We start from the raw sequence: 14,035 nt of genomic DNA on the forward strand, positions 1-14,035 counted from the left end.
TCAGGCGGTGGCGAGGGTGAAGACGTGCAGGTTGGCGTCGGCCGGGAGACGTACGCTCGCGATGCTCCGGCCGGCCGGTGCCCGGAACGGGCTGGTGGCGAAGACGTACGTCGGGACCGGGTCCCGGCCCGCTCCCGCCACGTTCCGGTACCCGGTCCTCGTAACGACCTCGTTGCCGTAACGGACACTGCCCGTGCCGCCGTCGAGCGTCCAGTCGGTGAGGGCCAGGTCGACCGTGTCGGTGGTGCCGTCGGTGTAGGTGACGGTCGTCTGCGTCCGCTGGTTGCCGAAGGCCGCGCTGCCGATGAACGACAACTGGGTAGCGCTGGCGGGGAGTTGGATTGTCCGGGTGGTCGCCGACGCGTTGTCGGGACGTCCCGACGGCGAGATCGGCCAGGTGAAAGCCAGGCCTGACGGCAGCCTGCCCTGCGTGCCCGGGGCCAGGCCCGCCGCTGCCAGGGCCTGTCGTGAGTAACTCCAGCCGCCGCCGTCGTAGTCGGCCTCGGTGTGGTCGCCGGTGTCGTCGGAGGTGCCCGTGTTGTTGTAGGCGGCGAGGAGGGAGCCGGGGGCCGCCACCGTGAGGAAGATCGGCTGCTCGTATGTCGTGTCCGTCGACGTGACCTTGACCTTCGCCTCGTGGAAACCCTGCTCGGCGGTGGGCGGGACGGAGATCGTGATCCGCTGTCGGCCGCCAACAACCCTTCCGGAGGCGGGCGTTGCTGTCATTCCGGTCGGTGTCTCCACCTCGAAGCGCGGCTCCGGGCTCGCGTCGCCGCCCCCGCCCGTCAGGGACAGGGTGCGGATGTCCACCCCCGCGCTGCCGCCCGGTGCGATCGTCGCCGTCGTGGGGCCGACGCCGATCTGGTACGGCTGCTCGCCCGCCCGGAAGGACGGCGGGGCGTCGGACGGAGCGGCGCCCCAGGTGGGGTTGGGGGTGGCGGCGAGGGTGTAGTCCAGGGTGCCTCCGTGCCGGACGAAGGACGCCGGGAGCCAGGGGCGGTCGCTCGTACGGCCGTTGACCGCGAGGGACTGGACGTACGGGGCGGTCGCCGCCGCTCCCTGTGCGCGGATCGAGATGTCGTTGGCGTACGGGCGGTTGATCTCGATCCTCGGGAACAGGGGTGAGGCCAGGACCAGTTCGGCTCGGGACGGCACCTGTGGGTACATGCCGAGCGCCGCGAAGACGTACCAGGAGGACATCGCGCCGAGGTCGTCGTTGCCGGGGATACCGCCCGGGCCCGTCGACCAGAGCCTCGTCATCGCCGCGCGCACCGTCTCCTGGGTTTTGTGGGGTGCGCCCGCGTAGGCGTACAGGTAGGGGACGTTGACCGAGGGTTCGTTGTCCAGCTCGGACTTCTCGCCGCCGCTGCCGGTGAGGGCCCAGCTTCCGTCGGCGTGGTGGAAGAAGGCGTCCAGGCGGTCGACTGCCGTGGCGGTGTTGCCCATCGCCGAGAAGAGGCCCGCCGGGTTGTGCGGGACCATCCAGGTGTACTGGGCCGCCGTGCCCTCGACGAAGCCGTTGCCGGTGGCCGGGGTGAAACCGGGGGCCCAACTGCCGTCCGCCCTGCGGTTGGCGATGTAGCCGCCGCTTCGATGGGCCGCGATGTCGAAGTTGTTCTGCCACCACTGGGCGCGCTTCATGAAGCTGTCCGCCGTCCTGGTCCCCCCGGCTGCGCGGGCCAGTTCGGCGAGGGCGAAGTCCGCGCCCGACATCTCCAGGGTCTCCGCCGCCCCGCCCCAGGCGTTGGACACGGACGGCATGTAGTGGTGGTCCAAGTACTTGTCCAGGGAAGGGCGTTGACCGACCGAAAGGACCGGCCTGCCTGCCGGTGACAGGTCCTGTGCCGTCGGTACCGTCGCCGCCCGTACCAGGGAGTCCAGCGCGTCGCGCAGGTCGTAGTGGGTGCCGCCGAAGGCACGGATGCCGGCGAGGGCGGCGGGCGAGGGGTCGCCGTTCATGACGTGTGTGCCGCTCGCGCCGTGCAGCCAGCGGTCCCACAACCCGTTGTTCTGGCGGGCGAGTTCGTAGAGGGACTGGGCGATGTCCGAGCCGGTGTCGGGGTCGAGGAAGGTGAGCAGCTGGACCTGCGAGCGGTAGACGTCCCAGCCGGAGAAGGTGCCGTACTGGTTGGCGTGACTCGCCTCGACCAGGTGGACCCTGGCGTCGCCGCCCCGGTAGCGGCGGTCGGCGTCACTGATGACGTTCGGGTGGAGGAGGGAGTGGTAGAGGGCGGTGTAGAAGGTGGTGCGTTCGGCTTCCGTGCCGCCGCCGATCCTGATGGCGTCGAGCCTGTCCTGCCAGGCGAGTCGGGCTGCGGACCGGACCGACGCGAAGGAGCGGGCGGGCGGGTTCTCGGCCGCCAGGTTGGCCTCGGCGCCCGCCCGACTGACGTATGAGATACCGACCTTGACGCCCACCGGGCCCGCGCCGGGCTCGAACTCCACGTATCCGCCTGCCCCTTTGCCCGCGACGGGACGGCCGCTGTTGGCGGTGAAGCCTCCTGTTCCGCCGGACGCGGAGGTGGCACCCGGGATCAGCCGGTCGTCCTGCCAGGTGCCCGTCGCCTTGAAGGCGCGGTCGAAGCGGGCCGTGAAGTGGAGGGTGTAGTAAGGGCGTCGGGCTTCGGGGTCGAGGTGGCCACAGAAGTTGCCCGAGGTGACCGAACCGGAGACCGTACGGGCCGCGGGGTCGATGGTGACCGTCGAATCCGTCGAGCCCACCTCGGAGTTGGCGGTGCGGATCAGCATCGAGGCCGGTCTGCCGGGCGGGTAGGTGAAGCGGGCGGAACCGGTGCGGGTGGTTGCCGTGAGGTCGGCGGTGACCCCGGACGCCATGCCCACCCTGTAGTGGCCGGGCTCCGCCGTCTCGTCGGCGTGGCTGAAGTCGGCCGCGTACACGGCGTCCTTGGTGTCGCTCGCCGGGGAGGACGTGACCTCTCCGGCGTACGGGAAGAACGGGATGTCGCCGCTGCCGCCCGCGCAGCCCGTGCCGGACATGTGGGTGAGGCTGAAGCCCCGGATGCGGGTGGCGTCGTAGTGGTAGCCGCCGGGGGCGGCCGTTCGGGTGGCGTCGCCCCGGGTGTTCTCCGGGCTCCAGGAGAGCATGCCGAACGGGACGACCGCGCCGGGGAAGACATCGCCGCCGTTTCTGGTGCCGATGAGCGGATCGACGTACGGCGTGGGGTCCTGGGCCAGGGGGTTCGGGGGCGCGGTCGCCGCGAGCGTCGGGGCGGGGGTGCCGAGGGCCAGGGCAACGGCCAGCAGCAGGGACGTAGGGCGGACACGCATGACGCGGCCCCTCCTCGTTCGGACGGGTCGCGCACCACAGGTCGCACAAGCCGCGGGGACAGTGACGTGCGCCAGCGGTACCACGGGAGGGCGCGGGCATCCGAGGGGACGCGCACGTCGGTCACGCGTGCGGGGTATCGGGTGCACTCCTGTGGGGGAGGCAACCGGCTTGACGATGTTGTCCGTTGGGGCGATAGAGTGATGTTTAGACCACTGGACAACGTTGTCTCTCCAGTCGGTCGCACCCCCGAAGACCTACTTACCCGGGCCTCATCCCCCGTGCCGGCCCGGCTCGCGGACCCGGTGGGTTTCGACCACCGGGTCCGCCCTGAGCAGCCTTGCACCTGCCTGACTCGAACGTGCGGCCCCGCGTGCCTAACCGACCCGGCAGGGCAGGGTGGTTGCCGCATCACCACCGGAGCCCTGGACGACGTACCCGAACGTCGCGGTCTTGCCCGGATCGAGCGAGCCGTTCCAGTTGGCGTTGTGGACCATCACCGCCTGGCCGTTGTAGGTCGCGTTCCCGTTCCAGAGGCTGTCCACCTTCTGGCCCGCCGGGAGTGCCCAGTCGACCATCCAGCCGAGCATCGGCACGGTCCCGGAGTTGGTGACGGTCACCTCGGACTGGTAGCCGCCGTTCCAGTTGCCCGTCGTACGGCGGGTGGCGGTGCACGCGCCGGGCGGGGGCTCGGTGGGCGGGTTGCCGGGGTCCTTGATGCCCGTCACCTCGCCGTTGCCGCCGTCGAAGACGATGTCGGAGCAGGAGTAGAAGGTCTCCGCACTGTCGGAACGCTGCCACACCATGTAGATGAGGTGGCGCCCGGACTTGTTCGCCGGAAGCTTGCCGTTCCACGAGTAGTTGGCCTCGACCGTGCCCGGGGAGCCGTTGAGCGGCGGGTGGTCGACACTCAGGAACGGCTGGGACTCGATCGCGTCCCAGGTGAGCGTCTTGGTCGGGTCGAAGCCGTCCTTGGTGATGTAGGCGTAGAACCAACCCGGGTGCGCCGCCCACGCGTTGTACGAGAAGTCGATGTTGGCGCCCGAGGTGAGGTGGGTCAACGGCCAGTCGGCGCTGGGGGTGTTGAACCCGGTGAAGTTGGTGTTGCCGCCGCTGCACAGCTGGCCGTCCGGGACGAAGTCCCGGGTGCGGCCGGCGCCGTCGGAGCGCAGGACCGAGAACCAGTTGTAGAACGGCGTGGTTCCGCTGACCTGCTGTGCCGTCTTGCAGGCCGGGTTGATCGCCTTGATCTCGCCGGTGTCCGTGAGGGCGTCCTGCCAGCACAGGAAGGTACGGCTGCCGGGTTTCATCGGGGTGCCGTGGGCCTCCGCGTCGCCGCCCGCCGTGACGACCAGGCCGAGGGCCGGGATCGCGGTGAGCAGGGCCAGGAGGACGAGGAGGAGGGCTCTGCCTCGGGTGGGGAGAGGTAATCGGCGTGGGGTGCGGGGGGATGGTGGGGACGTTGATGTCAGGGCCATGTCATGATCTCCTTCAGTCGTACGCGATGCGCCGTACGTCGTGCGGTACGTACGGAACGTCCGGGTGAAGGGGCGCGCCCGGCTGGGGGTGCGCGTGATGTGCGATGTGCACGGTGTGATGCGTGGGGGGTGGTGGGGTGGGAGCGACTCCCGCTTACGGGTTCCGGTCCGCTCGGTATGGGAGCGCTCCCACCTCACTCCCTCTCGAAGCTAGCGCCGCGGGGTGAAGTTGTAAACGGCTGACGCACGGGGGCCGCCCTCGATTAGTTTCGGTCCTCGCGAAACCTGAAGCCGGGGGCAGACGTACGGTCATCTCTCGGCCTCCCCCGCCCGGATCGCGTAGCCGAGTCCGCGCACGGTGTGGATCATCGGGGCCCGGCCCCTGTCGATCTTGCGGCGCAGGCTGGAGATGTACACCTCGACGAGGTTGTCGCCGCTGTCGAAGCAGCCGGTCCGCACCCGGTCGAGGATCTGCCCTTTTGCCGATCACCTGGCGCGGACGGCCCATCAGCAGGCTGAGCAGGTCGAACTCCTTGGCGGTGAGCCGGACGGGCGTGCCGTCGCGGTGCACCTCGCGGGTCTCCTCGTTGATCACCAGGTCGCCGAGGACGCGTACGGAGTCGTCGGTGCGTGTCTGTTCGGCGCCGCAGTCCGCGCAGCCGCAGCACGACCCCCTCCGGGGAGAACGGCTTGGTGACGTAGTCGTCGGCGCCCGCCTCCAGTCCGTCGAGACGGTGTTCGAGGGCATCGCGGGCGGTGAGCATGAGGACGGGCAGCCGCGGGCTCTCGTACCGCAGGCTGCGGAGCACCTGGAGGCCGTCGAGGACGGGCAGCATGCCGTCGAGGACGACGGCATGCGGAGCCGAGGAGCGAGCGATGCGCAGCGCGCCCTCGCCGTCGGCGGCCGGACAGGGCCGTCGGCCCGCCTCGGTGACGGCCACGTACAACAGTTCCGTGAGCGCCGGCTCGTGGTCGACGATCAGCACACGGACGTGACCGCCGCAAACCCCAGAAGTGCCAGACATGTACGAATCGTGTCGCGGTTCGCTGGGGAACCCTGTGTTCAGCCTGGGCGGCTGCCGTGGGACGCCCTCGTGGCGGCAGCGGATGCAGGCCGGGATGCCGTCAACTGCCGTGGCCGAAGGCGGCATTGGCACTCCCCGGCCACAGGAATCCCTTGAGCCCCGTTCCGTGCAGCGCCCACGCTGATCACTGGCTTCCGCTCACCGGGCCGGAAGCGTTTTCAGCGTTCAGGGGAGGACGTCCACACATGCGAAGACTCCATTCCTTATGGGCCGTGGCAGGAGCGGCCGGACTGGTCGCGGGCGTGGTCACGCCCGCGGCGGCCGGTCCCGTGTCCCCGGTCACCGAGCCGGGCACCACAGGCCCCCAGAGTGTCTCCACGCCCAAGACCCAGCAGGGCGCTACGAGCACCCAGACCGTCACCCTCATCACCGGCGACACCGTGTCGCTCACCACCGGAGCAGACGGCAGGAACGCCGTCGACGTCCGGCGTGCCAAGGGGCGCGAGGCCGCCACCTTCCTGTCCAGCGAGAAGGACGGCGAGGTCAGCGTCCTGCCCGCGGACGCCGTCCCGCTGATCCAGGCGGGTCGCGTCGACCCGACCCTGTTCAACGTCAGCCAGTTGGTGAAGCAGGGCTACACGGACGCGAAGACCGGCGCCACCCCCGTGATCGCGACGTACAGCAAGGGCAGCACGACCCCCGAGGGCGCGCGCCGGACGCTCGCGCTGCCCGGGATCGACGGTGCCGCGCTGAGCGCGAGCAAGTCCACCGCGTTCTGGGCGGACATCGCCCCGGCCCTCGGCACCGAGCCCACCGCGAAGGCCGCGAAGCAACTCGGCGAGGGCATCGACAAGCTCTGGCTGGACGCCCAGGTGAAGGCGTCCCTCGATGCGAGTGTCCCGCAGATCGGCGCACCCGAGGTGTGGCAGGCCGGCTACGACGGCAAGGGCGTCAAGGTCGCGGTCCTGGACACGGGCGTGGACGCCGGGCACCCGGACCTCGCGGGGAGGATCGCGGAGTCGACGAGCTTCGTACCGGACGAGTCGGTGCAGGACGGCCACGGCCACGGCACCCATGTGGCGTCCACCATCGTCGGCTCGGGCACCGCCTCGGCGGGCCGCCTCAAGGGTGTGGCGCCGGGTGCGGAGTTGCTGGTCGGCAAGGTCCTGAACAACCTCGGCAAGGGCCAGTCCTCCTGGATCATCGCGGGCATGGAGTGGGCGGCGCACTCCGGTGCGAAGATCGTCTCCATGTCGCTGGGCGGCACGGCGACCGGCCCCTCCGACGTGCTCAGTGAGACCGTCGACGAGCTGTCCGCGTCCACCGGCACCCTCTTCGTGATCGCGTCGGGCAACGCGGGCCCGGGCGAGCAGACCGTGGGCACCCCGGGCATCGCCGACTCGGCGCTGACGGTGGGCGCGGTCGACAAGTCCGACAAGCTGGCGCCGTTCTCCAGCCGGGGTCCCCGCACCGGTGATTTCGCGGTCAAGCCGGAGATCACCGCGCCGGGCGTGAGCATCACGGCGGCCCGGGCCGCGGGCACCACCATGGGTACGCCGGTCGACGACAACTACACGACGGCGAACGGTACTTCGATGGCGACCCCGCATGTCGCGGGCGCGGCGGCGCTGGTCGCGCAGGCCCATCCGGACTGGACGGGAGCGCAGCTCAAGGAGGCGCTGGCCAGCACGGCGAAGACGAATGCCGACAACTCCGTTTTCGAGCAGGGCGACGGGCGGGTCGACGCCGTACGGGCGGTCGGGCAGGGCGTCTTCGCGACGCCGGCACTGAGCTTCGGCAGGTACGAGGACGGCGACACCGAGGTCGTCAGCAAGGACATCACGTACACCAACACCACTGACAAGGCAGTGGAGTTGAAGATCACGACCTCGCTCGCCGAGGCCGCCCCGGGAGCCGGCACCGTGACCGTCGCGGCGGGAGGCACCGCCACGGTCCCGGTCAGTGTGGACCCGGCGGAGCAGGCCCAGGGCCGGTACGCGGGGCACATCACGGCGAGCGCGGACGGCGTCCTGGTCACCACGGGCGTCGGGTTCGAGAAGCTGCCCAAGACCTACGACCTGAAGGTGTCGCTGGTGGGCCGCAACGGCAAGCCGACCACCGGCGGGTCGCTCTTCACGATGCAGGAGCTGGGCGGCGCCTTCCCCAACGATTACGGCTTCCTCGGCTCCACCCACACCTGGCAGGTCCCGGCCGGTAAGTACTCCATCGCGACCTGGATCTCGGACCTGGACGCGGGCGGTCTGGCCGTCGGCACCTCCATTGTCGGCAACCCCGAGATCAAGGTCGAGGGGGACACCGAGGTCGTCCTCGACGCCCGCGAGGCGGTGGAGATCAAGCCGAAGACGAAGGAGGACTCCGAGTTCCAGGGCTTCGCCACCAGCTGGCACCGCGAGGGGCCGGGCAGCGCCTGGGGGCTCACCTACAGCCAGGGCTTCTGGACCGACCACGTCTATGTGGCGCCGACCCCGCAGGTCACCGAGGGAACCCTGGAGTTCTCCGCCAAGTTCCGGCTGTACGCGAGGGACTTGACCGCCAGTGTCACCAGCCCGGAGAAGTCCGCGCTGTCCTCGCTCTACTACTCGCAGACGTACAACGGCTTCCCGTTGAAGATCAGCGGTGACCACACGGTCCGGGCGGTGGACGCCGGCGGTGGTACCGCGGCCGACTTCGCGGGGCTGGACGTCCGGGGCAAGGTCGCCGTGGTCGGGCTCGGCGCCACGGAGCGGGCTCAGGGCGCTCTGGACAACGCGACCAAGGCAGGCGCGGGTTACCTCATCGCGTACCGCAAGACCCCCGGTTTCTGGATCGAGGCCGTGGACCGCGCGACCACTGTCCCGCTGATGATCGCCACCGGCGAGGAGGGCGCCAGGCTGGCCGGCCTGCTGAAGACCGGCAAGAAGGTCACGCTGAAGCTGGGCGGTACGCCGGTCAGTCCGTACGTCTACAACCTGCTCGCCGCGCAGAGCGGCGCCATCTCCGCGAACCAGACGTACAGCTTGGACAAGTCCAACACCGTGAAGCGGAAGGCCCGTTACTACGGAGCGACGGCCGGGGAGATCGGCGCGGACACCCTGTACACCTTCCGTCCCTGGCAGCTCTACGGCATCGAGAACAGCAAGTACACGCAGCTGGGCACGGAACGCGACGAGTACTACTACGTCGACCCGGACACCCGTACCTGGCACGTCGCCTATCCCAACTGGAACACGTCCAGGGGCCAGTGGAGCCCGCTGCGCACCTTCGACAAGGCGGCCACGGACAAGACGACGGAGAACTGGCTGCGTCAGGTCGTCCGCCCCGGAACCAGCGAGGAGTACGGCCTCTCCGAGCGAACCGGCGACCAACTCACCATGTCGGTGACGGAGTTGAACGACTCCACGCCGGGTCACTACGGATACATCGACGGCGCCGACAACACCGCGAAGGGCAGGCTCTACGCGGACGGGCAGCTGGTCGGCGACTCGACGTTCGGCGGGTACGGCATCTTCGACGTACCGGCGGACAAGGCCTCGTACCGCTTCGTACTGGACGTGCAGCGCCGGGCGGCCTGGGCTAAGTACTCCACGAGCACGCACACCGAGTGGACCTTCGACTCGGCCCACACCGGCGCCGCCACGGCGCTTCCGCTGCTCACCGTCGGCATCGCCCCGAAGGGGCTCGACCTCCTCAACCGGGCTGACGGAAAGCGGGAGTTGGAGATCGGGCTGCCTGTCGCGAACCAGCTGGGCAGCGTGCGGGCGAGCAATCTGAAGGCGTGGGTCTCCTACGACGACGGTACGTCCTGGAAGGAGGTGAAGGTCAAGGGCGGTACGGCCCGGTTCAAGGCCGCGAAGGGCGCCGAGTCGGTGTCGCTGCGTGTCCGGGCCGCCGACCGGGACGGCAACGGGATCGACCAGACGGTGCTGCGGGCCTTCGGGCTGAAGTAGGCGACGCCCGTAACCTGTGCCTTGGCCTTAACAGAGATCCTCTAGCGTGCCGAGTCATGGTGAACACGGCATATGACACGCCAGGACAGACCCCTGCCGCGAGCCCATGGTCCGCGGTGGGGGTATCCGCCTTCGACGAGCTGGTGTACCAGTCGATCCTCCATCAGCCCGACGCGGGCGCGGCCGGCTGGGCCCTGCTGACCGGCGCGGATCCGGCCCGGATCCGCGAGTCCTGCAACCGGCTGCTCGCGCTCGGTCTGCTGCAACCGCCGGACTCCATGGGCGGGTTACGCGCTGTCGACCCGCGGGTGGCGATCCGCGCACTGATCCGGCGGCGCGAGACGGAGTCCGAACTGCTCACCGCCACCGCCGAGGAGATGGCGACCGCGTACGAGGCGGGGCTGCTGCGGGAGGAGCCGTCCCGGCTGGTCGAGGTGGTGTCCGGGGAGGGCGCCAACGCGGCCCGGCTGGAAGAGCTGTACGCGGGCGCCGAGCGCGAGGTGTGCGTCTTCGACACTCCCCCGTATCTGGCCCCGCGCACCCCACAGTTGGACCTCCAGTCCGATCTGCTCAGCCGAGGGATCGTGTACCGCACGGTGTACGCGGCGACCGCCCTGGAGGATCCGGACGTCCTCTTCCACGCCTGGAAGATGGTCGAACTCGGCGAGCAGGCCCGGGTGTTGCCCTCGGTGCCGGTCAAGTTGCTGGTGGTGGACGGCCGTCGGGCGATGCTTCCATTGACCTCGTCCGACGCGGGCGGCTACTGCGCGGCGGTCGTGCGGCACTCGGCGGTGACCGAGGCCCTGCAGAAGCTCTTCGACCTGGCCTGGCAGCAGGCGACACCGCTCGGCCAGGGGGCCGGTGACGGTGAACTCTCAGAGGGAGAGCGGACGTTGACCCGGCTGCTGGCGGCCGGAATGAAGGACGAGGCGGTGGCCCGCCATCTGGGGGTGAGCCTCAGGACCCTGCGACGACGGGTGAGTGAGCTGCAGGACCGGCTGGGCGCGGCGAGCCGGTTCCAGCTGGGGGTGCGGGCCGCACAGCGGGGCTGGGTGTAGGGGTAGTACAGCGCGAAGGGCCGCACCCCCGCCTGAGCGGGGAGTGCGGCCCAACTGCCCTACCGAACTGCTTACTTGACCGCTTACTTGCGGATCAGGTTGCGCAGCACGTACTGCATGATGCCGCCGTTGCGGTAGTAGTCGGCCTCACCGGGGGTGTCGATGCGGACGACCGCGTCGAAGTCGACGCCCGTGTCGGTGGTCACCTTGACCGTGCGCGGGGTGGTGCCGTTGTTCAGCTCCTCGACGCCGGTGAAGGAGAAGGTCTCCTCGCCGGTGAGGCCGAGGGACTCGGCGGTGGCGCCCTCCGGGTACTGGAGCGGCAGCACGCCCATGCCGATGAGGTTCGAGCGGTGGATGCGCTCGTACGACTCGGCGATGACGGCCTTGACGCCGAGGAGCGCGGTGCCCTTGGCGGCCCAGTCGCGGGACGAGCCGGAGCCGTACTCCTTGCCGGACAGGATGACCAGCGGGATGCCCTGCTCGATGTAGTTGCGCGAGGCGTCGTAGATGAACGCGACGGGCGCGTCCGGCTGGGTGAAGTCGCGGGTGTAGCCGCCCTCGGTGCCCGGCGCGATCTGGTTGCGCAGGCGGATGTTGGCGAACGTACCGCGGATCATCACCTCGTGGTTGCCACGGCGGGAACCGTACGAGTTGAAGTCACGGCGCTCGACACCGTGCTCCGTGAGGTACTTGCCACCGGGGGTGTCGGCCTTGATCGCACCGGCCGGGGAGATGTGGTCGGTGGTGACCGAGTCGCCGAGCTTGGCGAGGACGCGGGCGCCGGCGATGTCCGAGACCGGGGTGGTCTCCATCGTCATGCCCTCGAAGTACGGGGGCTTGCGGACGTACGTCGACTGCGGGTCCCACTCGAAGGTGTTGCCGCTCGGGATGGACAGCGCCTGCCACTGGGCGTCGCCCGCGAAGACGTCCTTGTAGGACTTGCTGAACATGTCCTCGCCGATGGCGTTCGCCACGACGTCGTTGACCTCGGCCTCGGAGGGCCAGATGTCGGCCAGGAAGACCGGCTTGCCCTCCTGGTCCGTGCCGAGCGCGTCGCGCGTGATGTCCACCTTCATGGAACCCGCGAGGGCGTACGCGACGACCAGCGGCGGGGACGCCAGGTAGTTCATCTTGACGTCGGGGTTGATCCGGCCCTCGAAGTTACGGTTGCCGGAGAGCACCGAAGTCACGGCCAGGTCATGGTCGTTGACGGCCTTGGAGACCTCGTCCGGCAGCGGGCCGGAGTTGCCGATGCAGGTGGTGCAGCCGTAGCCGACGAGGTTGAAGCCGACCTTGTCGAGGTAGGGGGTGAGCCCCGCCTTGTCGAAGTAGTCGGTGACGACCTTGGAGCCCGGGGCGAGGGTGGTCTTGACCCACGGCTTGCGGGTGAGACCCTTCCCGACCGCCTTCTTGGCCACCAGCGCGGCGGCGACCATGACGTACGGGTTCGAGGTGTTGGTGCAGGAGGTGATGGCCGCGACCGTCACCGCACCGTGGTCGATCTCGTAGGTCGAGCCGTCGGGGGCGGTCACGGTGACCGGGTTGGACGGGGCACCGTTCGGGGCGACGGCCGGGGAGTCGGAGGCCGGGAAGGACTCCTTGCCGGCCTCGTCGACGTCGTCGACGTAGTTGCGGACGTCGACCTTGAACTGCTCGGCGGCGTTCGCGAGGACGATACGGTCCTGCGGGCGCTTCGGGCCGGCGATGGAGGGGACGACCGTCGAGAGGTCGAGCTCCAGCTTCTCGGAGAAGTCGGGCTCAGCGGCCGGGTCGAGCCAGAGGCCCTGCTCCTTGGCATACGCCTCGACGAGCGCGAGCTGCTGGGCGTCGCGGCCCGTCAGCTTCAGGTACTTGATGGTCTCGCCGTCGATCGGGAAGATCGCGGCCGTGGAACCGAACTCCGGCGACATGTTGCCGATGGTGGCGCGGTTCGCGAGGGAGGTGGCGGCCACGCCCTCGCCGTAGAACTCGACGAACTTGCCGACCACGCCGTGCTTGCGGAGCATCTCCGTGATGGTCAGCACGAGGTCGGTGGCGGTGGTGCCGGGCGTCAGCTCACCGGTGAGCTTGAAGCCGACGACACGCGGGATGAGCATCGAGACGGGCTGGCCCAGCATCGCGGCCTCGGCCTCGATACCGCCGACGCCCCAGCCGAGCACACCGAGGCCGTTGACCATGGTGGTGTGGGAGTCGGTGCCGACGAGGGTGTCGGGGTACGCCTGGCCGTTACGGACCATGACCGTACGGGCGAGGTGCTCGATGTTGACCTGGTGGACGATGCCGGTGCCGGGCGGGACGACCTTGAAGTCGTCGAAGGCGGTCTGGCCCCAGCGCAGGAACTGGTAGCGCTCCTTGTTGCGGCCGTACTCCAGCTCGACGTTCTGCGCGAAGGCCTCGTTGGTGCCGAACTTGTCGGCGATGACGGAGTGGTCGATGACCATCTCGGCCGGAGAGAGCGGGTTGACCTTCGCCGGGTCGCCGCCGAGCGCCTTCACGGCCTCACGCATGGTGGCGAGGTCCACGACACAGGGCACGCCGGTGAAGTCCTGCATGATCACGCGGGCCGGCGTGAACTGGATCTCCTGGCTGGGCTGCGCCTGCGAGTCCCAGCCGCCGATGGCCCGGATGTGGTCGGCGGTGATGTTCGCGCCGTCCTCGGTGCGGAGCAGGTTCTCCAGCAGCACCTTCAGGCTGTACGGAAGGCGAGCCGAGCCTTCCACCTTGTCCAGCCGGAAGATCTCGTACGACTCGTCGCCCACGCTGAGCGTGCTACGCGAGTCGAAGCTGTTCGCCGACACGACAGTCTCCTTCATTGATGTGCGCGTTCCACCGCATCCTGCCGCCACGACGACTTGGCCGATCCGCTAAGGTAAGGCTAAGTTAGGTAAGCCTTAGTGGCAGAGATATCTCGATGTCGAGATAACTCTAGTACATGGGTGGCGGATGGTCATGCCCCGCCGCCATGTGATGTGGCCCATCACTACGCCGATCCGGGGTAACCGACCCCTATGCCTCTCACCTTCCGCAAGAGCTTCCGGATACTCCCGGGAGTACGACTGAACATAAACAAGGGCTCCTGGTCGATCACGACCGGCGGCAGCCACGGCCCCCGCCACACCCACAGCAGCACAGGACGCCGTACGACGTCGATGGATCTGCCCGGACCCTTCGGCTGGCGCCGCACCCGCTCCGGCAAGCGCCACTGACGGTACGTCACCCGCACGGCCTCCCCAGAAGG

6 protein-coding genes and 1 pseudogene are annotated in these 14,035 nt (G+C 69.4%); 3 read left to right on the forward strand and 4 right to left on the reverse strand.

The genetic code is table 11. The features are described from left to right. From OG734_RS10150 to OG734_RS10160, 3 genes and pseudogenes are all read right to left on the reverse strand, one after another. Complete coding sequence (locus OG734_RS10150; RefSeq protein WP_330287159.1) at positions 1-3,288, reverse strand: GH92 family glycosyl hydrolase; 3,288 nt, start codon at positions 3,286-3,288, stop codon at positions 1-3. A gap of 375 nt (positions 3,289-3,663) precedes the next feature. After that, positions 3,664-4,764 carry a lytic polysaccharide monooxygenase auxiliary activity family 9 protein gene (locus tag OG734_RS10155; protein ID WP_330287160.1) on the reverse strand — a complete coding sequence of 367 codons (1,101 nt, stop codon included), beginning with the start codon at positions 4,762-4,764 and terminating at the stop codon, positions 3,664-3,666. Between the two features lie 309 nt (positions 4,765-5,073). Then, positions 5,074-5,789: pseudogene (locus OG734_RS10160) on the reverse strand (response regulator transcription factor). Positions 5,790-6,061: 272 nt separating this feature from the next. Here OG734_RS10160 and OG734_RS10165 point away from each other — a divergent pair. Beyond that, positions 6,062-9,736: a S8 family serine peptidase gene (locus OG734_RS10165; RefSeq protein ID WP_330287161.1), complete on the forward strand. Its 3,675-nt coding sequence runs from the start codon at positions 6,062-6,064 to the stop codon at positions 9,734-9,736. A 56-nt stretch (positions 9,737-9,792) separates the two neighbouring features. Beyond that, a complete protein-coding gene (locus OG734_RS10170; protein WP_330287162.1) occupies positions 9,793-10,794 on the forward strand; it encodes a helix-turn-helix transcriptional regulator in 1,002 nt (333 codons plus the stop codon). Between the two features lie 83 nt (positions 10,795-10,877). Here the strand turns inward: OG734_RS10170 and acnA are convergent, their stop codons facing one another. Beyond that, positions 10,878-13,595, reverse strand: coding sequence for an aconitate hydratase AcnA (gene acnA, locus OG734_RS10175; RefSeq protein ID WP_330287163.1), 2,718 nt, complete (start codon positions 13,593-13,595; stop codon positions 10,878-10,880). 210 nt (positions 13,596-13,805) lie between these two features. On the opposite strand from acnA, the gene OG734_RS10180 reads away from it, so the two are divergent. After that, positions 13,806-14,003: a DUF4236 domain-containing protein gene (locus OG734_RS10180; RefSeq protein ID WP_330287164.1), complete on the forward strand. Its 198-nt coding sequence runs from the start codon at positions 13,806-13,808 to the stop codon at positions 14,001-14,003. Positions 14,004-14,035: the final 32 nt, after the last annotated feature.

This window comes from Streptomyces sp. NBC_00576, assembly GCF_036345175.1.
In the GTDB taxonomy this organism is placed as follows: domain Bacteria; phylum Actinomycetota; class Actinomycetes; order Streptomycetales; family Streptomycetaceae; genus Streptomyces.